This is a genomic window from Nocardia sp. bgisy118, from assembly GCF_057708605.1.
This window is the reverse complement of record NZ_JBYISM010000002.1, coordinates 345,377-365,523: the sequence shown is the minus strand read 5'-3', so window position 1 is coordinate 365,523 and position 20,147 is coordinate 345,377. Positions and strand designations below refer to the sequence as shown.

The 20,147-nt window shown below is 68.7% G+C and carries 18 protein-coding genes and 1 pseudogene; 7 read left to right on the top strand and 12 right to left on the bottom strand.

The genetic code is table 11. The features are described from left to right. The first annotated feature begins 12 nt into the window (after positions 1-12). Entirely contained in the window at positions 13-846 is an 834-nt protein-coding gene (locus AC3EO7_RS03860) for a hypothetical protein (RefSeq protein WP_435590456.1), read from the top strand. A 21-nt stretch (positions 847-867) separates the two neighbouring features. Here the strand turns inward: AC3EO7_RS03860 and AC3EO7_RS03855 are convergent, their stop codons facing one another. Both AC3EO7_RS03855 and AC3EO7_RS03850 read right to left on the bottom strand, forming a co-directional pair. Further along, positions 868-2,130 carry a TetR/AcrR family transcriptional regulator gene (locus AC3EO7_RS03855; protein WP_435590455.1) on the bottom strand — a complete coding sequence of 421 codons (1,263 nt, stop codon included), beginning with the start codon at positions 2,128-2,130 and terminating at the stop codon, positions 868-870. A gap of 188 nt (positions 2,131-2,318) precedes the next feature. Beyond that, entirely contained in the window at positions 2,319-3,566 is a 1,248-nt protein-coding gene (locus AC3EO7_RS03850; protein WP_431965181.1) for a TetR/AcrR family transcriptional regulator, read from the bottom strand. 412 nt (positions 3,567-3,978) lie between these two features. Here AC3EO7_RS03850 and AC3EO7_RS03845 point away from each other — a divergent pair, with 412 nt between their 5' ends. Continuing rightward, positions 3,979-4,713, top strand: a complete 735-nt coding sequence (locus tag AC3EO7_RS03845) for a DJ-1/PfpI family protein (protein ID WP_431965179.1) — start codon at positions 3,979-3,981, stop codon at positions 4,711-4,713. 60 nt (positions 4,714-4,773) lie between these two features. Here AC3EO7_RS03845 and AC3EO7_RS03840 read toward each other — a convergent pair whose 3' ends face one another. Genes AC3EO7_RS03840 through AC3EO7_RS03815 form a run of 6 tightly spaced genes read right to left on the bottom strand, consistent with a single transcriptional unit; the run spans position 4,774 to position 12,860 of the window. Beyond that, positions 4,774-6,717 carry an acetoacetate--CoA ligase gene (locus AC3EO7_RS03840; RefSeq protein ID WP_435590454.1) on the bottom strand — a complete coding sequence of 648 codons (1,944 nt, stop codon included), beginning with the start codon at positions 6,715-6,717 and terminating at the stop codon, positions 4,774-4,776. Positions 6,718-6,747: 30 nt separating this feature from the next. Then, on the bottom strand, positions 6,748-7,557 hold the full coding sequence (locus tag AC3EO7_RS03835) for an HpcH/HpaI aldolase/citrate lyase family protein (protein ID WP_431965175.1): 810 nt from the start codon (positions 7,555-7,557) through the stop codon (positions 6,748-6,750). After that, positions 7,554-8,060: a MaoC family dehydratase gene (locus AC3EO7_RS03830; protein ID WP_435590453.1), complete on the bottom strand. Its 507-nt coding sequence runs from the start codon at positions 8,058-8,060 to the stop codon at positions 7,554-7,556. Before AC3EO7_RS03830 ends, AC3EO7_RS03835 begins: the two co-directional genes overlap by 4 nt. After that, positions 8,057-9,217 (bottom strand): acyl-CoA dehydrogenase family protein, encoded by a 1,161-nt coding sequence (locus tag AC3EO7_RS03825; RefSeq protein WP_431965171.1) that lies wholly within the window; start codon positions 9,215-9,217, stop codon positions 8,057-8,059. Before AC3EO7_RS03825 ends, AC3EO7_RS03830 begins: the two co-directional genes overlap by 4 nt. Beyond that, positions 9,214-11,259, bottom strand: coding sequence for an acetyl/propionyl/methylcrotonyl-CoA carboxylase subunit alpha (locus tag AC3EO7_RS03820; protein ID WP_431965169.1), 2,046 nt, complete (start codon positions 11,257-11,259; stop codon positions 9,214-9,216). The genes AC3EO7_RS03825 and AC3EO7_RS03820 overlap by 4 nt, the downstream gene beginning before the upstream one ends. A gap of 5 nt (positions 11,260-11,264) precedes the next feature. Next, entirely contained in the window at positions 11,265-12,860 is a 1,596-nt protein-coding gene (locus tag AC3EO7_RS03815; protein WP_431965167.1) for a carboxyl transferase domain-containing protein, read from the bottom strand. An 89-nt stretch (positions 12,861-12,949) separates the two neighbouring features. On the opposite strand from AC3EO7_RS03815, the gene AC3EO7_RS03810 reads away from it, so the two are divergent. Next, positions 12,950-13,552, top strand: coding sequence for an SACE_7040 family transcriptional regulator (locus tag AC3EO7_RS03810; protein WP_431965165.1), 603 nt, complete (start codon positions 12,950-12,952; stop codon positions 13,550-13,552). 26 nt (positions 13,553-13,578) lie between these two features. Here AC3EO7_RS03810 and AC3EO7_RS03805 read toward each other — a convergent pair whose 3' ends face one another. After that, positions 13,579-14,325 carry a 3-hydroxybutyrate dehydrogenase gene (locus tag AC3EO7_RS03805; RefSeq protein WP_435590452.1) on the bottom strand — a complete coding sequence of 249 codons (747 nt, stop codon included), beginning with the start codon at positions 14,323-14,325 and terminating at the stop codon, positions 13,579-13,581. Then, positions 14,322-15,686 (bottom strand): MFS transporter, encoded by a 1,365-nt coding sequence (locus tag AC3EO7_RS03800; protein WP_435590451.1) that lies wholly within the window; start codon positions 15,684-15,686, stop codon positions 14,322-14,324. The genes AC3EO7_RS03805 and AC3EO7_RS03800 overlap by 4 nt, the downstream gene beginning before the upstream one ends. Positions 15,687-15,826: 140 nt before the next feature. Here AC3EO7_RS03800 and AC3EO7_RS03795 point away from each other — a divergent pair, with 140 nt between their 5' ends. After that, positions 15,827-16,753 (top strand): LysR family transcriptional regulator, encoded by a 927-nt coding sequence (locus tag AC3EO7_RS03795; protein WP_435590450.1) that lies wholly within the window; start codon positions 15,827-15,829, stop codon positions 16,751-16,753. Between the two features lie 75 nt (positions 16,754-16,828). Here the strand turns inward: AC3EO7_RS03795 and AC3EO7_RS03790 are convergent, their stop codons facing one another. Beyond that, positions 16,829-17,071, bottom strand: coding sequence for a hypothetical protein (locus tag AC3EO7_RS03790; protein WP_431965157.1), 243 nt, complete (start codon positions 17,069-17,071; stop codon positions 16,829-16,831). A 250-nt stretch (positions 17,072-17,321) separates the two neighbouring features. Here AC3EO7_RS03790 and AC3EO7_RS03785 point away from each other — a divergent pair, with 250 nt between their 5' ends. The 3 genes from AC3EO7_RS03785 (at position 17,322) to AC3EO7_RS03775 (ending at position 19,218) form a co-directional block, all read left to right on the top strand. Next, entirely contained in the window at positions 17,322-17,747 is a 426-nt protein-coding gene (locus AC3EO7_RS03785; protein WP_431965155.1) for a PPOX class F420-dependent oxidoreductase, read from the top strand. A gap of 59 nt (positions 17,748-17,806) precedes the next feature. Beyond that, complete coding sequence (gene cobM / locus AC3EO7_RS03780; protein ID WP_431965153.1) at positions 17,807-18,583, top strand: precorrin-4 C(11)-methyltransferase; 777 nt, start codon at positions 17,807-17,809, stop codon at positions 18,581-18,583. Between the two features lie 332 nt (positions 18,584-18,915). Further along, positions 18,916-19,218 (top strand): hypothetical protein, encoded by a 303-nt coding sequence (locus tag AC3EO7_RS03775; RefSeq protein ID WP_435590449.1) that lies wholly within the window; start codon positions 18,916-18,918, stop codon positions 19,216-19,218. 73 nt (positions 19,219-19,291) lie between these two features. Here the strand turns inward: AC3EO7_RS03775 and AC3EO7_RS03770 are convergent. Continuing rightward, positions 19,292-19,480, bottom strand: a pseudogene (locus AC3EO7_RS03770) (WXG100-like domain-containing protein); the annotation flags it as partial. Positions 19,481-20,147: the final 667 nt, after the last annotated feature.

Below are 20,147 nucleotides of genomic sequence, written 5' to 3'. Positions count from 1 at the left end.
GAAGGAAATGCCATGAGTGACAACGATGTCGATAGCGGCGCCGCGTCCGTCGCGGGGGACAACACGGCGAAGGCAGCCGATGAGACGGCTGCGGATGTGAAAGCTGCTGCGGCGCAGAGCGATGCGAAACCGGCTGCGTCCTTGGATATGTCCGCCGTCGCCGCCGCGAAACCGGCTGCGTCGGAGGGCGAGGTGAAGGCAGTGGTGTCCACCGATGCGAAACCAGCTGTGGCGGACGGCGAGGTGAAAGCGGCGGATTCCACCGCCGCAGGCGCCACGGTGGACGCGAAACCAGCTGCGGCGGAGACAAGTTGGCGCGATCGTCTGCGCATTCCAGGCGGCGCCAATGGCGTCGTTGCGGCACGTGCCGCGGTGGCCGTGCTGCTGGGCGCCGCGGTCGCTTCGACCGGCTGGTTCTTCGTACAGAACCGGAACAACGAGGCGCTGCTGGAAGCCCATGAGGAGGCCAAGGCGGCCGCCTGCGCGTACGCGCCGGTGCTCGCGAACTACGACGCCAAGAACCTCGACGCCTATTTCGCCGCGGTGCTCGACGGCGCGACGGGCGACTGGAAGAAGCAGTTCGACGACACCAGCCGCGAGCTGAAAGAGGTGCTGACCCAGGGTGAGGTGGTTTCCAAGACCAACGACGTGCAGTGCGCGGTGAAGAGCGGTGACGAGACCTCCGCGGAGGCGATCGTGGTGATCGGCCAGACCATCACCAGTGTCGGCACCCAGGGCAAGCCCGCGCCGGGTCAGCTGTCCATGGTGATGCGGATGGCGAAGGTGGACGGCAAGTGGCTGGTGAACAAGGTGAATTCACCGCTGGTCCCCTCGCCGCAGCAGTAGCGCTTCGTCTTTCGTCTCTGATCACCGAGTCGTCGCGGCGGGCCGCCCGAACAGGATGACCTGCATCAGGTGGATCACCCGCGCCTGCGAGCAGATCGGGTTGTCGGGGCCCAGCCACTGGCCGAGGTCGACGACGAGTGCGAAGGCGGCGTGCACCAGCACCCGCGACTCGGCGGCGGACAGTTCCGGGCGCACCCCGACGACGAGCTTGGCCCACTCTTCGACGTTGAGCCGCTGGATGTTCCGCAGCACGGTGCGGTCCTCCTGCGGCACGTTGCTGATCTCGGCGTAGTAGACGAAGGTCAGTTCCCGCTCGGCGAAGGAACCGGCGACGTACAGCTCGATCAGCCGGGTCAGGGCGCGCTCGGGGTCACCCGCGGAGGCGGCGATCGCGGGGCCGATGGCGGCCGAAACCCGGTCCGCCGCACGGCGGAACGCGGCGGCCAGGATGTCGCCCTTGCTCCGGTAGAAGCGGTAGACGGCCGAGGACGCGGGCAGTTCCGCGGCATTGGCGATGTCCTCGACGCTCACGTTGGGATAGCCGCGTTCGTGGAACAGTTCGATGGCGCGCCGCAGCAACAGCTCGTGCTTGAAGCGCAGCGGCACCTCGGTGGCGCCGTCGGCGACCGGCGCCTCGCCGACCGGCGGCAGGTCGGAACGCACGACATCCAGGCACGCCGTGCGCAGCAGCCTGGTCAGCGAACGCACCGGAATCGACACGTGGTGATCGGAGATGCTGCCGATGACGCTGAGCGCGGCAGTGGCCAGGACGATGCTGTCCGCGCCCGCCTGCTCGGGCCGCGCCTCCGCGAGCAACCCGCCGACCACCCGGTACGCCTCGATCAGCTGCTCGATCAGGACCCGGTAGTCCTCCTGCCCGAGGTAGCGGCTCTGCCACCGCAGCAGAGCCGCGCCGCGGCGGTTGGCGATGGACTTCTCGATGAGCGTGTCGAGAATGTGCTCGAGCCGCAGGCTCGCCGGGGCGTCGGCCAGGTCGTCGGGCAGCTGCACGGCTTCGGCGCAGAGCGCGCTCAGTCGCAATGCCTCCTCGCGGAACAACGCGTATTTGCTCGGGTAGTGGCGGTACAGCGCGGTGGAGCTGATGTCGAGCCGGGATGCGATCTCCTCCATGCTGACGCCGTGGTACCCCAGTGCGCCGAAGGCTTCGGCGGAGGTCGCCGCGATCTGCGCTCGCCGGTTTCGCGGCCGTCGTCGGATCACCTTTGGCGCGGCGTTCTCACCGCTCGCGCTCTCACGCGGGGCGCGGCCTTTGTGCGCATCCATGCGGCGATGCTAACCCAAACGGATGCTCGGTAAAGCCGCCTTTCTGATGCCGGAATCAAACTGAATGAAAGATCACAAACTAGTGGTAACACATGTGTTATGCCGGACGATCATAACGATGGGGATCAGAATATTCGGTAACATCAACGGTGCGAGCGAGACCCACGCGGCATCCCGGGGGAGTGCTCCTAGACCTGAGCGGGGCGGCCGAACAACACGATCCGCATCAGCAGCCGGACCCGATCCTGCGCCGCGAGCGGTTCGCTGCCGAACGAGCGGCCGAGATCGATGACGAGCGCGAAGGCCGCGTGGATGAGGAAGCGCGCCTCGGCGGGCGAGAGCTCGGGTCGCACCTCGCGCAGCAGCTTGGCCCATTCCTCGACGCTCAGTCTTTGGATATTGCGCAGTACCGAGCGCTCCTCGGCCGGAACATGCTGGAACTCGGTGAAATACACGAACGTGAGGGCGCGCTCGGCGAACGAGCCGGCGACGTAGTTTTCGATCAGCGCGGTGAGCGCGGCTTCCGGTCCGTCGGAGGTGGCGACGGCCGGACCGATCGCCGCCGAGACGCGGTCGGCGGCCCTGCGGAACGCTGCGGCCAGCAGATCGCTCTTGCCGCGATAGAAGCGGTAGACCGCCGACGCGGCGGAAAGCCCTGCGGCGCTGGCGATCTCCTCGACGCTCACGTTGGGATAGCCACGCTCGTGGAAGAGCTCGACCGCCTTGTGCAGCAACAGCTCGTGCTTGAACGACTCCGGGATCTCGATCGGCGTCGCGGGTTCCGCGGTCGCGGCCGCGGGCGGCAGCTCCGCGCGCGCCAACGCCGAGCAAGCCGAGTCGAGCAGCCGGGCAAGGGATTTCGCGGGCAGCGCGGCGTGGTGGTCGGCGATGCTGGTGATGGCGCTGAGCAGCGCGGCGCGCAGCACCCGGACGTCGTTGTCGTCCAGTTCGGGGCGCAGTCCGCGCAATTCGGTGCCGAGTGCGTCGAGCACGGTGGCCTGCTGCTCGGCCAGGATCCGCTGATCCTCCGGCTCCAGGTAGCGGCCCTCCCAGCGCACCAGCGTGACGCTCGGACGGTTCTCGATGGTCGCGCCGATCAGTGCGTCGAGCACCCGGTGCAGCCGCTGCTCTGGGGTGAGCTCGGCGGTGTCGTCGGGCAGCTCGACCGACTCCGTCATCGCGCGGCCCACCCGCAGCAGCTCCTCCCGGAACAGCGCGTACTTGCTCGGATAGTGCCGGTACAGCGCGGCCGAGCTGATCCCGAGTCCGGAGGCGATGTCCTCCATGCTCACGCCGTGGTAGCCGAGCGCGCCGAAGGCGGCGGCGGACGCCGCGGCGATCTGGGCTCGCCGATTCTTGGGCCTGCGCTTGATCTCCCGTGGTGCCGAGTCGCCGCTGACTGCCTTTCGCGCCGTACGGCGATTGTCGACACTCATGCCGGACATCGTAACGACTCCGCTCGCACTGTGATTTGCCCAGGTCGCGGTACGTCGAACGGGCCGGGTCCGCGCCGAGGGCTCGTCGTGGCGGTCGTTTCCGTGTGGTCCCGAGGCTTGGTCCGCTCCGGGACCACACGGTCCGCCGTTCGGCTCGGCGTGACGACGAGGCGGGATGCGCCGCGCCGTGCCGTTCGGAGCTCGGCGACCGAATCATCCGCACCGAGGGCACCAGCAGTCGGCGTGAATCGCTCACCGAACAGATATAAACATACAGGAGCAGTAGGCCAGGTAGACATCAAAATTGAGTCAAGAATCGATAGTCACTAAATGTGCGCGACTCGAGGCGGTGGTGTTACCGTTGCGCCGGGGCCGTCGCGCAGACGGATCATCGAGAGAAGTGGGGGTTGCCGTGTCGGCATTTCAAATCGCGGTGGTGTTGTACCCGGGCATGACGGCGCTCGACGCCATCGGCCCGTACGAGGTGCTGCGCTTCGCGCCGGGCGCGGAGATCCGCTTCGTCGGTCACGAGGTCGGTCCGGTCGTCACGGACAGCGGTGCGCTCGCGCTCGGCGTGACCCACACCTTCGACGAGACGCCCGCTCCTCGGCTGGTCGTCGTGCCCGGCGGCCCGGCCGCGACCGCCGTCGCCGCGGACAAGAAGGTACTGGACTGGGTACGCGCCGTGCACCGGACCAGCGAATGGACCACCTCGGTGTGCACGGGTGCGTTAGTGCTCGCCGCGGCGGGTCTGCTGGACGGCAGACCCGCCACGACGCATTGGGCGGCACAGCGCCCCCTCGGTCTGCTCGGAGCGGTGCCGAAGCCCGGCGAGCGGTTCGTGATCGGCGACCGCATCGCCACGGCCGCGGGCGTCTCGGCGGGCATCGACCTCGCGCTGTGGCTGGTCGGTGAGATCTTCGGCAGGGAACGCGCCGAGGTCATTCAGCTCGGCATCGAATACGATCCGCGGCCGCCCTTCGACGCGGGCCACCCCGACAAGGTCGATGCCAAGGTGCGTCGTACGGCGCTGGCCGGCCAGGTGCGGCTGCTCGGGCAGTTGCGCCACAGCGGAACTCTGCTGCGCACCCTCACCGGTGCGCAGGAGGCGTTGTGGCGCAGCGCCATTCGACGGATCCGAGCCTGACGGCCGCGGTCGCCCGCACATCGGAGCCCGCGCCTGGCCGGAGCGAACCGGCGGTATCCCTCAGCGCTCGGCAGGCCGGATCTTCGCGTACCAGTCCAGCAGGTCGGGGTCGTCGACGGCGCTGCGCTCCACCACGCGTGCGGCCTCGGCGCCCTGGAACAGCTTCTTGATCGGCACCTCGAGCTTCTTGCCGGTGCGGGTGTGCGGGATGCCCGGCGCGACCAGGATTTCGTCAGGCACGTGCCGCGGCGAGACCTCGGTGCGAATGGTCGAATTGATGCGTTCGCGCAGTTCGTCGGTCAGCTCCGCGCCCGGCGCGAGGACCACGAACAGCGGCATCCAGTAGCCGCCGTCGGGCTGTTCCGCGCCGATCACCAGCGCCTCGGTGATCTCCGTCAGCCGCTCGACGGACTGGTAGATGTCGGCGCTGCCCATCCGGATGCCGTGCCGGTTCAAGGTGGAATCCGAACGGCCGTGCACGACGATGCTGCCGTGGTCGGTGACGGTGATCCAGTCGCCGTGCCGCCAGACGCCGGGGAACATGTCGAAATAGGCGTCGTGGTAACGCGTTCCGTCCGGGTCGCGCCAGAAACTCACCGGCATGGACGGCATGGGCGCGGTGATCACGAGTTCGCCGACCTCGCCGCGCACCGGCTTGCCCTCCGTGTCGAACGAGTCGAGCGCTACGCCGAGGTAGGGCGCCGACAGCTCGCCGGGCCAGACCGGCACCGTGCGAACGCCGCCGATGAAGGCCGAGACCACGTCGGTGCCGCCGCTGATCGAATTGACCGGTACGTGCTCGCCGACGTTGTCGCGCAACCACAGTGCGGAGGAGGGCGGCAGCGCCGATCCGGTGATGCCGACCGTGCGCAGCGCCGCGAGATCGTGCTCGTCGCGCGGGACGACGCCCGCCTTGATGCACGCCAGCACGTAACCGGGACTGGTGCCGAGCACGGTCGCCCGCGTCTCGGCGGCGATCCGCCACAGCGCGTCCGGCGCGGGATAGGTCGGGCTGCCGTCGTAGCAGACGATCGTGGCGCCGATCAGCAGGCCCGCGATCTGGAAGTTCCACATCATCCAGCTCGGGCTGGTGTACCAGAAGAATGTGTCGTCTTCCCCGATATCGGATTGCAGCGCAATCGCTTTCAGGTGCTCCAGCAGCACGCCGCCGTGGCCGTGCACGATGCCTTTCGGCAGGCCGGTGGTGCCGGAGGAGAAGACGATCCACAGCGGGTGATCGAAGTCGACCGTCTCGGTCTCGATGATCGCCGCGACATTGTCGGTGTCGACCGCCTCGGCCCACGGCACGGCGCCGGGGACCTCGAGGCCGAGCCGGGAGACGGCGACCGTCGCGCGCAGGGTGCCGAAACCCTCTTGTAGCGCGGCGATGTCGGCGCGCTTGTCGTGCGCCTTGCCGCCGAATCGGTAGCCGTCGGCGGTCACGAGCACGGTCGGTTCGAGCTGGCCGAGGCGGTCGAGGGCGGCCTTCGGCGAGTAGTCCTGCCCGCACGCGCTCCAGACCGCACCCAGGCTCGCGGTCGCCAGGAACGCGATCACCGCCTCGGGGATGTTCGGCAGGTAGCCGACCACCCGATCACCGGGCCGCACGCCCAGTTCGCGCAGGGTACGCGCGAACGCGGCGGTGGCGTCGATCAACTCGACCCAGGACACTTCGCGGGTAGGCGTGTCCTCGCCGACGGCCAGGATGGCGGGCCGGTCGGTGCGGGCCTGGCGCACGATCTGATCGACATAGTTGAGCCGAGTGCCCGGAAACCATCGGGCTCCGGGCATCTCCGTGCTCGCCAGCACCTCGCCGTCGATGTCGCCGAGCTCGAAGTACTCCCACACCGCCCGCCAGAAACCGGCCAGGTCGTCCACCGACCACTGCCACAGCGAGTGATAGTCCGACGTCGCGACGCCGGTGCGCGCGGCGACGAACCGTGCGAAATCGGTCACCTTGGCGTCGGCGATGTCCCGCTCGGTGGGCACCCACTGTGGTTGCACCGCAATACCTCCTGGCTCGTGGATCAGTTGTCAGGCGTGCGCGCGTCGCACGATCTGTTCGGCGTGCCGGAGCACGGGGGCGTCGACCATCCGGCCTTCGAAGGCGAAGACACCGCGGTGCTTCGGCACCTCGTCGAGTACCCGCCTTGCCCAAGCGATTTCGTCGTCTGCGGGTGCGTAGGCCGCGCGGATCACCGGCACCTGACTCGGGTGGATCGCGACCTTCGCGTCGAAGCCGACAGCCACCGCGTCGTCGGTCTCGCCGCGCAGGCCGTCGAGATCGCGGAAGTTCAGATACACCGAGTCGAGGGCGAATTTGCCGTACGCCTTGGCGGCCAGCAACGCGCTGGAGCGGACGTGCCGCGCCACATCGCGATAGCTGCCGTCGGCGTGCCTGCTCGCGGTGCCGCCCAGACCCGCGATCAGGTCCTCCGCGCCCCACATGACGCCGATCGCGTTGCGCGCCGAGACCGCTCGCTCGATCGCCAGCGCGCCGAGCGGCGATTCCACCAGCGCGATCACCTCGTAGTCCGCCAGCGCCGTGATCTGTTCGGCGGATTCGGTTTTCGGCAGCATGACGCGGCGGTATCCGGTCTCGGCCAGTGCGGCGAGATCGAGCGCGTGCTCCTCGGTGTCCGCCGCGTTGACCCGCACCACGGTGGTCTCGGGATCGAGCGGGGTGGCCAGCAGGGCTGTCCGGGCCGCGGCCTTGTCCGCCGCCGCCACAGCGTCCTCCAGGTCGAGGATCACCACATCGGCGGCCGCGGCCGCCTTCTCGTAGCGCTCTGGTCGGTCGGCGGGGCAGAACAACCAGCCCGGCCCCGCCATCTGCCACGTCATGCCTGCTCCGGCGCCTTGCGGACCAGCGTCTTGCGAGTGGCCGTCGCCACCACCTCGCCGTGCTGGTTGCGGGCGGTGTGGGCGAAGGTCACGATGCCCTCGCCCGACCGCGACTTGGACTCGCGCTTGTCGACGATCACGGTCTCGGCATACATAGTGTCGCCGTGGAACAGCGGCTTCGGGAAGGCGATCTCGGAGAAGCCGAGGTTCGCGACGATGGTGCCCTGCGTCAGCTGCGCCACCGAGAGCCCGACCAGCGTGGACAGCGTGAACATCGAGTTCACCAGCCGCTTGTTGAACGGCGGCAGCGCGTCGCTGAAGGCCGCGTCCAGGTGCAGCGCCTGGGTGTTCATGGTCAGCGTGGTGAACAGGACGTTGTCGGCCTCGGTGATGGTGCGACCGGGCCGGTGCTCGTAGACGACGTCGGTCTCGAACTCCTCGAACCACAAGCCGCGCTGGACGATTCGACGTTTGTCGATGGTTCGCTCGCTGCGCTCGTTCACAGGCCCAGCTCCCGTCCGATCAGCATCAGCTGCACCTCCGTCGTGCCCTCGCCGATTTCCAGGATCTTGCTGTCGCGGTAATGCCTGGCCACAGCGTATTCGTTCATGAAGCCGTTGCCGCCGAAGATCTGGGTGGCGTCGCGGGCGTTGTCCATCGCGGCCTCGCTGGCCACCAGCTTGGCGATGGACGCCTGCTTCTTGAAGGACTTGCCAGCGAGCATCAGCGCGGCGGCGTCGTAGTAGGCGGTGCGCGCGGCGTGCGCACGCGCTTCCATGCGGGCGATCTTGAAGGTGATGGCCTGGTTGCGGCCGATGGGCTGGCCGAAGGCGAGCCGCTCCTTGGCGTAGCGCACGCTCTCGTCGACGCAGCCCTGGGCCGCGCCCACCGACAGCGCGGCGATCGCGATGCGTCCCTCGTCCAGGATGCGCAGGAAGTTGGCGTAGCCGCGGCCGCGCTCGCCGAGCAGGTTCTCCGCCGGGACGCGCACGTCGGTGAGGCTCAGCGGGTGGGTGTCCGAGGCGTTCCAGCCGACCTTGTTGTAGGCGGGCTCCGCGACGAAGCCGGGGGTGTCGGTCGGCACCAGGATGGTGGAGATCTCCTTCGTGCCGCCGGTCGTTCCGGTCACCGCGGTCACCGTGACCAGCTTGGTGATGTCGGTGCCGGAGTTGGTGATGAACTGCTTGCGGCCGTTGATGATCCACGTGCCGTCGTCCAGCACGGCCTTGGTGGTGGTGCCGCCCGCGTCGCTGCCCGCGTCCGGTTCGGTGAGGCCGAAGGCGGCCAGCGCGCGGCCGCTGGTCAGCTGCGGCAGCCACTCCTGCTTCTGCTTGTCGTCGCCGAAGCGGTAGACCGGCATGGCGCCGAGCGAGACGCCCGCCTCCAGGGTGATGGCCACGCTCTGGTCGACCTTGCCGAGTTCCTCGAGCGCGAGGCACAGCGCGAAGTAGTCGCCGCCCATGCCGCCGTACTCCTCGGGGAAGGGCAGGCCGAACAGGCCCATATCGGCCATGCCCGCGACGACCTCGTACGGGAAAGTGTGGTTCGCGTCGTGCTCGGCGGCCACCGGGGCCACCACCTGCTTGGCGAAATCGCGGACCGTCAGCGCCAGGTCGCGGTAGTCCTCTGGCAGCGTGCCGGTGGACAGAAAGTCGGTCATACGAGGGTTCCTTCTCGTTCGGAGGTATTCGTTTCGTCCGCGGCCACGATGCGGGCGAGGGGCTGGTCGAGGCGTACCTGGGCGCCCGGTGCGACCAGCACTTCGACGGTGCCCGCCACCGGCGCGGTGAGCGTGTGCTCCATCTTCATGGCCTCCACCACGACGACGGGCGCGCCCGCCGCCACCGTCGCGCCGGATGCCACCGGGACGGCGATCACCGAACCCGGCATGGGGCTGCGTATCTCGGCGTCGCCGACGTGTTCGCCGCCGCCGCGCACGTTCACCTCGGCGACCTCGCGGAGCACCGCGACGCCCACGGGCCCTGCCACCCAGAGCTGTCCGTCGTGTTCGGCCACCCGGTAGTCGCGACGCACGTCGTCGACGGTCAGCGTGAGCACACCGCTTTCCGCGGTACGCGCGGCGAAAGTCGCTTTCAGCGTGAGGGATTCGCCCTCGCCGACGCGGACCTGCGCCGCGTCGGGGCGGCCGCCGAGGTAGACGTGCTCGGTGCGGTCGCCGCCGGCCAGCCGGATCGGGGTCGGCGCGGGAACGCCGATTCGCCAGCCCGACGGGATGTCCCACGGGTCGGACGGCTCGGCGGGCCAGCGGCGCAGCCAGTGGTAGGCCGCCGCGACCACGAATTCCTCGTCGCGTACCGGTTGGGGATGGAAGTCGCCGACCCTGCGGTCGAGCAGACCGGTGTCGAGTCGTCCCGCGGCCACGTCCGGGTCGGCAAGCAGGAAGCGCAGGAATTCGATATTGCTGGTCACCCCGAGCAGCACGGTGTCGGCCAGCGCCCGGTCGAGCGCGGCGAGCGCCGCGGCGCGGTCGGGGCCGTGCGCGATGACCTTGGACAGCATCGGGTCGTAGTCGCTGCCGACCACGGTGCCCACGCGCAGTCCCGAATCCACCCGCACACCAGGCCTTTCCGGTTCCACCAGGTCCAGCACCGCGCCGCCGGTGGGCAGGAACCCGCGGCCGGGGTCCTCGGCGTAGACGCGCGCCTCGACGGCGTGCCCGGTGAGCCGGATCTCCTCCTGGCGGGCGCCGATCTTCTGGCCCGCCGCGACCCGGACCTGGCATTCCACCAGATCCACACCGGTCACCAGTTCGGTGACCGGATGCTCCACCTGGAGGCGGGTGTTCATCTCCATGAAGAAGAACTCGTCCGGCCGGTCGGCGGAGACGATGAATTCGACCGTGCCCGCGCCGACGTAGTTCACGCTGCGCGCGGTATTGCACGCCGCGGCCCCGATGCGCTCCCTGGTGGCCGCGTCCAGCAGCGGCGAGGGTGCCTCCTCGATGACCTTCTGGTGCCTGCGCTGCAAGCTGCATTCGCGCTCGCCCAGGTGCAGCACGTTGCCGTACTGGTCGGCGAGGATCTGCACCTCGATATGGCGGGGCCGGGTGACGAACCGCTCCAGGAACAGGGTGTCGTCGCCGAACGCGGCGCCCGCTTCGCGCCGCGCGCTGACCAGCGCATCGGGCAGCAGCGCCGGGTCCTCGACCATGCGCATGCCCTTGCCTCCGCCGCCCGCCGACGGCTTGACCAGCACCGGGTAGCCGATCTCGGCGGCCGCGGCGATCAGCTCGTCGTCGGTCAGGCCCGGCTTGGCGATGCCGGGCACCACCGGCACGTCGAAGGCCGCGACGGTGTTCTTGGCGGCGATCTTGTCGCCCATGATCTCGATGGCGCGGGCGGGCGGGCCGAGGAAGACGATGCCCGCGTCGGCCAGTGCCGCGGCGAAAGCGGCGTTCTCGGAGAGGAATCCGTAACCGGGGTGCACGGCCTGCGCGCCGGTGCGCACGGCGGCCGCCACGACTTTGCCTATGTCCAGGTAACTTTCGCGGGCGGGCGCGGGGCCGAGGCGCACGGCGGTGTCCGCCTCGATGACGTGCCTGGCCCCGGCGTCGGCGTCGCTGTAGACAGCGACGGAGCGAATGCCCATGGCGCGCAAGGTACGGATGACACGCACCGCGATCTCGCCGCGGTTGGCGACGAGTACGGTGTCGAAATCGACGGGGTGGGACTTGTTCAGCATCGCGATCACATCCGGAAGACGCCGTAGGAGACGGGTTCGAGCGGCGCCTGGGCGCATACCGAAAGGGCAAGGCCGAGGACAGTTCTGGTGTCGAGGGGATCGATGACGCCGTCGTCCCAGAGGCGGGCCGTCGAGTAGTACGGGTTGCCCTGGTGCTCGTACTGCTCGCGGATCGGCGCCTTGAACGCCTCCTGGTCGTCCTCCGACCAGGGCTGCCCGCTGCTGTCCAGCTGATCGCCGCGGACGGTGGCCAGCACCGAGGCGGCCTGTTCGCCGCCCATCACCGAGATACGTGCGTTCGGCCACATCCACAGGAAGCGAGGAGAATACGCGCGCCCGCACATCGAGTAATTGCCCGCGCCGTAGGAGCCGCCGATGACGACGGTGAGCTTCGGTACCCGCGCACACGCCACCGCGGTCACCATCTTCGCGCCGTGCTTGGCGATGCCGCCCGCCTCGTAGTCGCGCCCGACCATGAAGCCGGTGATGTTCTGCAGGAACAGCAGCGGGATCTTGCGCTTGTCGCACAGCTCGATGAAATGCGCGCCCTTCATGGCGGATTCGGCGAACAGCACGCCGTTGTTGGCGACGATGCCCACCGGATGGCCGTGGATCCGCGCGAAGCCGGTGACCAGCGTCTTGCCGTACTCGGCCTTGAACTCGTGGAATCCGCTCTCGCCGTGCTCGCCGCCGTCCACGATGCGGTGGATGACCTCGCGCACGTCGTAGGGCGTGCGCAGGTCGACGGGCACCACGTCGTACAGCTCGGACTCCGCTAGCGCGGGCGGCCTGGAAGCCGTTACCTCCCATGGGCTTTCCTGCCGCGGGCCGAAGGTGGACACGATGCGGCGCACGATGCGCAGCGCGTCCTGGTCGTCCTCGGCCAGGTGGTCGGTGACGCCCGACGTGCGCGAGTGCAGCTCACCGCCGCCGAGTTCCTCGGCCGTGACCACCTCGCCGGTGGCGGCCTTCACCAGCGGCGGGCCGCCGAGGAAGATCGTGCCCTGGTTTCGCACGATCACCGCCTCGTCGCTCATCGCGGGCACGTACGCGCCGCCCGCGGTGCACGAGCCGAGCACGGCCGCGATCTGCGGGATGCCCTTGGCGCTCATGGTGGCCTGGTTGTAGAAGATGCGGCCGAAGTGCTCTCGGTCGGGGAACACCTCGTCCTGGCGCGGCAGGAACGCGCCGCCCGAATCGACCAGGTACAGGCAGGGCAGCCGGTTCTGCAGCGCCACCTCCTGCGCGCGCAGATGCTTCTTCACCGAGAGGGGGTAGTAGGTGCCGCCCTTGACCGTGGCGTCGTTGGCCACGATCACACACTCGCGTCCCGACACCCGCCCGATCCCGCCGATCACGCCCGCGCCCGGGCACTCGTCGCCGTACATCCCGTTCGCCGCGAGCGGGGAGAGCTCGAGGAACGGGCTGCCGGGATCGAGCAGCTGGTCCACCCGCTCCCGGGGTAGCAGTTTGCCGCGCGCGATATGCCGCTCCCGCGCCTTGGCGGGCCCGCCGAGCGCGGCCGCCGCCAATCGTGCGCGCAGGTCGCTGGTGAGCGCCTCGTGCGCCGCGCGGTTGCCGACCTCTTGGGTAACCGTCATCACGTCCGCCGTCCAGTTAGTCGCCGATAACTGAGATTCAGGTTAATATCGATTAACCGAGTTGTCCAGATCGGGTGAAAGGAGCGGGTGTGACCGGCGCGGAAGCTGTGACACTCACCCGCCGCGAGCAGCTGAAGGCGGAGCGGCGCAAGCAATTGCTGGAGGCAGGAGCCCGGCTCATCGCGGATCGGGGCTTCCTCGGCGTGCGGCTCGACGACCTCGGCGCGGCCGTCGGCATCAGCGGGCCCGCGGTCTACCGGCACTTTCCCAACAAGGAGGCGCTGCTCGTCGAGCTGTTGGTCGGGGTCAGTCAGCGGCTGCTCGCGGGCGGCCGGGCCGTCGTGGTCGGCGCGAACTCCGCCGAGGCGGCGCTGGAAGGGCTGGTCGACTTCCACCTGGACTTCGCGTTCGGCGAGCCCGAGCTCATCCGCATCCAGGACCGGGACCTGGACAACGTGCCCGCCGGACCGCGGCGCGAGCTGCGGCGCACCCAGCGCCAGTACGTCGAGGTCTGGGTGGAGGTGCTGCGCAAACTGCATCCCCGGCTGCCCGAGGAGGGGGCGCGGGTGCAGGCGCACGCCGCGTTCGGCCTGCTCAACTCGACCCCGCACAGCGCGCCCCCCGCGACCGCGAACAAGGCGAGGCCGATCCTGCGCGAGATGGCGCTGGCCGCGCTGGCCCGGACCACCTGATCGCGCGCTGATCGGCCGCCGCACGCTCATCGAGCGCTCCAGCCCCCGTCCATCGTGTAGGAGGCGCCGGTGACCATGCCCGCGTGCGGGCCGGTCAGCCAGCCGACCAGGGCGGCGACCTCGTCGGGTTCGACGAGACGCTTGACGGCGCTCTCGGTGAGCATGATCTTCTCGATCACCTGCTGTTCCGGGATGCCGTGCGTCCTGGCCTGATCGGCGATCTGCCTGTCCACCAGCGGGGTCCGGACATAGCCGGGGTCGACGCAGTTGCTGGTCACGCCGTGCGCGCCGCCCTCCAGCGCGGTCACCTTGGACAGCCCTTCCAGCGCGTGCTTGGCCGTCACGTACGCGGCCTTGTACGGCGAGGCGCGCAGCCCGTGCACCGACGAGATGTTGACGATGCGCCCGAACCCGTTGCGGTACATGTGCGGCAGCACCGCGCGGATGAGCAGGAACGGCGCTTCGACCATCAGGGCGAGGATGTCGCGGAACTGCGCGGGCGGGAAGTCCTCGATCGGGTGAATGCGCTGCACGCCCGCGTTGTTCACCAGCACATCCACCTCCAGCCGCAGGCCTTCCAAGGCCGTGACGTCGAGAAGGTCTACGGCCCAGGCCTCCCCGCCGATCTCGTTCGCCAGTTTCAGCGCGCCGTCGCCGTCGATGTCGGCCACGGTGACCTCGGCGCCGCGCGCCGCGAGCTCCCGCGCGCAGGCCGCGCCGATGCCGCTCGCGCCGCCGGTAACCAGGGCGCGCCGTCCGAACAGGTCGGTCATCGAGCGCTCACCTCGGCGTCGGCCCGGTCGACGGCCTGCAAGTCGAGACCTTTTGTCTCCCTCGCGAAGAACACGGCCACCGCGGTGACCGCCGCGGCCCCCGCCAGGTACCAGGCGATCGGGACCGAGGAGCCGAAGCTGTCCAGCAGCCGGACGGCGATGATCGGCGCGAGCGAACCGGCCACGATGGAGGTGACCTGATAACCCAGCGATACACCGGAATACCGCATCCGGGTGGGGAACATCTCCGCCATGATCGCGGGCTGTGCCGCGTACATCAGCGCGTGGAAGACCAGTCCGATGATGATGGCCGACATGATGACCGCGTGGTTTCCGCTGTCCATCATCGGGAAAGCGAAGAAACCCCAGCTGCCCGCGGTGAGTGCGCCCGCGAAATACACCGGCCGCCTGCCGAATCGGTCGGACAGGTTACCGGCCAGCGGGATGGCCACGAAGTGCACCGCGTGCGCCGCGAGCAACCACCACAGGATGGTTTTCGTGTCCGCGCCGACGTGCACCTTCAGGTAGGTGATGGAGAACGTGACCACCAGGTAGTACATGATGTTCTCGCCGAAGCGCAGACCCATCGCGGTGAAAACGCCTCGGGGATAACGCTTCAGCACTTCCACCACGCTGAACGAGGTCGCTTTGATCTGCTCGGCTTCACGCTGGGCCGCCAAGAAGATCGGCGCGTCGGTGACCTTGGTGCGAATGTAATAGCCGACCAGCACCACCACCGCCGACAACCAGAACGCGACCCGCCAGCCCCAGGACAGGAACGCCGCGTCCGACAGCGTCGAGGTCAGCGCGAGCAGCACGACGGTGGCGAGCAGATTGCCCGCGGGCACACCCGCCTGCGGCCAGCTCGCCCAGAAGCCGCGGCTGCGGTCGGGGCTGTGTTCGGCGACGAGCAGCACCGCGCCGCCCCATTCGCCGCCCACCGCGAAGCCCTGGACGAAGCGCAACGTGACCAGCAGCGCGGGCGCCCAGTAGCCGATCTGCCCGTAGGTCGGCAGGCAGCCCATCAGGAACGTCGCGCTGCCGACCAGCAGCAGGCTGAACTGCAACAGCGTCTTGCGGCCGTAGCGATCGCCGAAGTGGCCGAAGACGATGCCGCCGAGCGGTCGCGCGGCGAAACCGACCGCGTAGGTGATGAAGGCGGCGAGAATCGCGTCCAGATCGCTGGTGCCCTTGGCGAAGAACACCTTGCTGAAGACCAGCGTGGCGGCGGTGCCGTAGAGGAAGAACTCGTACCACTCGACGACCGTGCCCGCCATCGACGCGGCGACCACCCGCCGTAGTCCGGCCGGTGTCGGGCCGGGATCGCTGTCGGTCGCCCGCAGGGTATCGCGCACGCTCATCGCACTCTCCTTCATGACCGGGACCGCATCACCCCTCATCTGTGATGCGGCCCACATATTGTGCCGAGAACGAGTATTCGTGCAGATCTGTATCGGCCGCAATGGCCAGATGTGCAGGACCAATCTGCGAAGATGCAGATATGAGTCCGGTTTCTCCCGGATTCGGCCGCCGTCCCAGCGCCGATGACCTCCTGGTGCTGCTCGCGGTGGGCCGGTCCGGTCGTTTCGTGTCCGCCGCCGACGAGCTCGGCATCAACCACACCACCATCTCGCGCCGCATCGCCGCGCTGGAGGAAACGCTCGGCGGGCGCGTGCTGACCCGGGTGACCGGCGGGTGGGAACTCACCGATCTCGGACGCGACGCGCTGGCGGCGGCCGAAGCCGTCGAATCGGCGGTCAAGTCGCTCACCGCGGACCCGGCGGGCAATCGCACGCTCGAGGGCGTCGTGCGGATCTCGGCCACCGACGGTTTCAGCGCCTATCTCGCCGCGCCCGCCGTGGCGCAGGTGCAGCGCAGGCATCCGAAGATCGCCGTCGAGATCGTGACCGCCACCCGCCGCGCGTCGCAGCAGCGCTCGGGATTGGACATCGAAGTCGTCGTCGGCGAGCCACAAGTGCACCGGGCCAAGGCGATTCGACTCGCCGACTATCGGCTGGGTCTGTATGCATCACGACAGTACTTGCGCGAGAACGGGATACCCGGCGGCATCGAGGACCTCGCCCGATACCCGCTCGTCTACTTCATCGACTCCATGCTCCAGGTCGACGACCTCGACCTGGCCTCCAGCTTCGCCCCCGCGATGCGCGAATCCGTCTCCTCCACCAACGTTTTCGTGCACGTCGAAGCGACGCGAGCCGCCGCGGGCCTCGGCCTGCTGCCGTGCTTCATGGCCGACCGGCACGACGACCTGGTGCGAATTCTGCGGGAGGAGGTTTCGGTGCAGCTGGCGTACTGGCTCGTGACACGAACGGAGACGCTGCGCAGGCCGGAGGTGGCGGCGGTGGTGGACGCGATTCAGGAGCGGGTTCGCGAGCAGAAGGGGATGTTGTTGGGGGAGGACGGGTAGGGAGGGGTTCTCCATGAATTGTCGAGCCGCCATGACAGCACCGCGGCTTCGGGTGACGATCTACCCGGCGCCGCGTTATCGGTCCAGAACCTCGCCCAAGCTTTTCGCCGTCGCGGCGCGCTCGACCCAGCTGTTCAGCAAGTCGGCGTCGGTGCACTCGCGGATCCGGGCTTCGGCCTCGTCCGGCACCCGTATGTGCCGCGCACGCAGCATTGTCAGCAGCGCCCGAGCCTCTCCTCTGGCCTCTCCGCGTTCCTCACCGCGCGCGTAGTACCGCCGGGCGAACTCGCTCTTGTACTCGTATGTGCCGGTCGTCATGAGGCTGTCCAAGCTTCGTGCAGGACGGTGGGCATGCGCAGAGGCTATAGCCGCCCACCGACAGGTTTCGGTCCGCACTATCCGTGGGACTCTCGTTGCGCCGGAGAACATTTCGCGAAGAGCGCGAGGGTGGGGTGAAGCATCGACAATTCACACAGATGTCTCACCTCGTTGGGTGGCCGCTGGGCGCGTCCGGTGAACACGCGTTTCCTTCGGCGAACCTGTCGGGGTCAGCGCCTAGGGTGTGGGCATGGCCTCATTGTCGGATCCCACGGTGCGCGAATTTCTCAGCCATGGCACGCGGACGGGCAAGGTCGCCTTCGTGGCGTCCGATGGGCGTCCGGTCGTCACGCCGGTGTGGTTCCTCGTCGAAGGCGACGAGATCGTGTTCAACACCGGTAGGGAGACCGCCAAGGGCAAGGCGTTCGTTCGTGACGGCCGGGTCGCCCTGTGCGTCGATCTGGAGGGGCCGCCGTATGCCTCGGTCCAGATCCAAGGTGTCGTGACGATGTCGGAGGATCCGGACGAACTGTTGCGCACCGCCACGGCCCTCGGCGGCCGCTACATGGGTGAAGACCGAGCCGAGGAGTTCGGCAAGCGCAACGGCGTTCCCGGCGAACTCGTGGTGCGGCTGCGTCCCACGAAAGTGATCGCCCAGTTCGACGCCACGGCCTGATCGACCGCAGCCCGCGCACGGCTGCAGTGGACGTGGCGGCGCGCCCTAGACTCACCCGCATGACCGTGCACTTCATCGGGGCCGGGCCGGGCGCCGCGGACCTGCTGACCGTGCGAGCGGTCACCCTCCTGCGCACCTCCCTGGTGTGCCTCTACGCGGGCACCTATCTCGACCTCGAGGTGCTGTCCCACTGCGCGCCCGACACCGAACTGATCGACACGCAGCGGCTCGACATCGACCAGATCACCGCCCACCTCGTCCGCGCCCACGAATCCGGCCGCGACGTGGCCCGCCTCTGCTCCGGCGACCCATCCCTCTACTCGGCCCTCACCGAACAGACCCGCCGCCTCGACGCCCACGGCATCCCCTGGGACGTCACCCCCGGCGTCCCCGCCTACGCCGCCGCGGCCGCGCTCCTCGGCACGGAACTCACCGTCCCCGAACTCGTGCAGTCGGTCGTGCTCACCCGCACCCAGGCCCGCTCTACCGCCATGCCGGAATCCGAGGCGCTGGCCAACTTCGCCCACACCGGCGCGACCCTCGTCCTGCACCTGGCCATCACCCGCATCCGGACCCTGGCCGCCGAACTCGTCGCCGATTACGGAGCCGACTGCCCCGTCGCGGTCGTCTACCGGGCCAGCCAACCCGACCAGCTGATCCTGCGCGGCACCCTCACCGACATCGCCGACCAGGTCGAAGCCGCCGATTTGCGGCAAGCTGCCGTCATCCTCGTCGGCCGCGCCCTGACCCCCGCCCTGTCGTGCGCCGGCTCCCACCTCTACGACCCGGGCCGCGACCGTCACTCGGTGCAGGCGGACGAACCGGGGCGTCGCTGATCAGCGAAGTCGGAAGAGGCATCCAGGGTGGCGCGGGGTGGACACACATCTGCCGTGCGCGTCACAGCGCTGTCGCCCTTGTGAAGCGTGTGAAACCTCTGCGCGGAAGGACAGCGGTCAGAAGTAGGACAGCACTTCGGCGTCGAACTCGTCGCTGTCCGGCACCTCGGTCGGCGGTTGGTAGTTCGCTGCTCGTCGGGTCCGGTGTGTTGCCCTGGCCGGTTGCCGGTCGGGGTGCTCGAGTTATCGGCCGTCGAACTAGTCGGGTTCGGGGTGGTCGGCTGCGAGTCGTTGCGCTGGGCAGGCGTTGGCTCGGTGTTCAAAGGCGGGTCTTGCTGCGCGCCCTGGCCGGGCTGCGTCGACTGGCCGCCCGTCGGGGATTGCGAGTTCTCACCCGGGGGATTGGAGGGCTGCGACTGCTGGCCGGTGGGCTGGTCAGAAGGTTGCGTCTGCTGCCCTGGCGGCTGGTGCTGCTGACCGGACGGCTGAGTGGGCTGCTCCGACGACTGCGACTGTTGCCCCGACGGCTGACCAGCCTGACCCGACGGTTGCGACTGCTGACTCCCCGCAGGCTGGGTCTGCTGCCCATTCTCGTTGTGCGCCCCGACGGCTGTGTCCGCCCCGGATGCCCTTGATCCTGGTTCCGCTGATTCTGATCGCCACCTGCGTCGCCGCCCGCGTCGCCGCCCCCGCAGGCGCACCCACCCCCGTCGCCATCGACGCCAACGCCGCCGCCATCTCCACCGCGAAGATCACCAACGACGCGATGATCACCAACTTGGTGTGCTCGATATCAGCCGCACCATCCCCGATCTGATCAGCCAACGTCTCCCCATGCTTGACCAGCCCATCGAAAGCCCCCGCACCCCCACCCAGCTTCTCCCAATGCTGGGTCAACGCCTGCCCGTCTCACCATCCAACGCCGAGATCGCGGCCTTTACCACATACGTCGCCTCGGAGTCCAACCCGCGCAACGTCTCTGCCGAACCCGTCCACGCCGCCTCCACCCGACGCATCGCCGTCTCATTACCCTCAGGCCAATCCCCAGCCCCCACAAAATATTTCGCAGCCCACTGCAACGGCTCCGGAATCTCGATACCCACGATCGACCCCTCCGCTACTCCACCCGAACCGTCTTGGCCCAAGAACATACCGACAACCCACCAGACGCTCCCCGATCGTCAACGGTTCCCTCTGAAATGGCGAAAACCCGGCGCGGGCCTCGACGATGCTGGTAGAGAAGGCGAAGCGGACTGTGCGCCACGGCGTGTCCAGGCCGCGGCGCGGAACGAGCCTCCCGCCGATCGGGTCTCGTGCTGGGAAGGGCCCTGGACGAATCCGTCCGAGGTTCGCACCGTGAGCAGCGTCGCTGTGAGAACCGCTACAGCGGATCCAGCAAACCCGGCCCGAAGGCCCTGCCAGGGGTGATGTTCCGGTGCTATGGATCTTGGTTGGTCGCTCGGGGTAGGCGCGGGTAGATTGTTCCGGTGATCAGCGAGAAACATCCCGGCTCTGCCGGTCGGTGGGTAGTGGGCGCGGTCGGGCCCATGTAACAAGATCGGCC

Excerpts from the sequence above, each read along its gene's own strand:
- cobM (WP_431965153.1), top strand. The coding sequence starts at position 17,807 with ATGACCGTGCACTTCATCGGGGCCGGGCCGGGCGCCGCGGACCTGCTG.
- AC3EO7_RS03820 (WP_431965169.1), bottom strand. The coding sequence starts at position 11,259 with ATGCTGAACAAGTCCCACCCCGTCGATTTCGACACCGTACTCGTCGCC.
- AC3EO7_RS03815 (WP_431965167.1), bottom strand. The coding sequence starts at position 12,860 with ATGACGGTTACCCAAGAGGTCGGCAACCGCGCGGCGCACGAGGCGCTC.
- AC3EO7_RS03850 (WP_431965181.1), bottom strand. The coding sequence starts at position 3,566 with ATGAGTGTCGACAATCGCCGTACGGCGCGAAAGGCAGTCAGCGGCGAC.
- AC3EO7_RS03825 (WP_431965171.1), bottom strand. The coding sequence starts at position 9,217 with ATGACCGACTTTCTGTCCACCGGCACGCTGCCAGAGGACTACCGCGAC.
- AC3EO7_RS03855 (WP_435590455.1), bottom strand. The coding sequence starts at position 2,130 with ATGGATGCGCACAAAGGCCGCGCCCCGCGTGAGAGCGCGAGCGGTGAG.
- AC3EO7_RS03790 (WP_431965157.1), bottom strand. The coding sequence starts at position 17,071 with ATGACGACCGGCACATACGAGTACAAGAGCGAGTTCGCCCGGCGGTAC.
- AC3EO7_RS03860 (WP_435590456.1), top strand. The coding sequence starts at position 13 with ATGAGTGACAACGATGTCGATAGCGGCGCCGCGTCCGTCGCGGGGGAC.
- AC3EO7_RS03785 (WP_431965155.1), top strand. The coding sequence starts at position 17,322 with ATGGCCTCATTGTCGGATCCCACGGTGCGCGAATTTCTCAGCCATGGC.
- AC3EO7_RS03795 (WP_435590450.1), top strand. The coding sequence starts at position 15,827 with ATGAGTCCGGTTTCTCCCGGATTCGGCCGCCGTCCCAGCGCCGATGAC.
- AC3EO7_RS03805 (WP_435590452.1), bottom strand. The coding sequence starts at position 14,325 with ATGACCGACCTGTTCGGACGGCGCGCCCTGGTTACCGGCGGCGCGAGC.
- AC3EO7_RS03800 (WP_435590451.1), bottom strand. The coding sequence starts at position 15,686 with ATGAGCGTGCGCGATACCCTGCGGGCGACCGACAGCGATCCCGGCCCG.
- AC3EO7_RS03835 (WP_431965175.1), bottom strand. The coding sequence starts at position 7,557 with ATGACGTGGCAGATGGCGGGGCCGGGCTGGTTGTTCTGCCCCGCCGAC.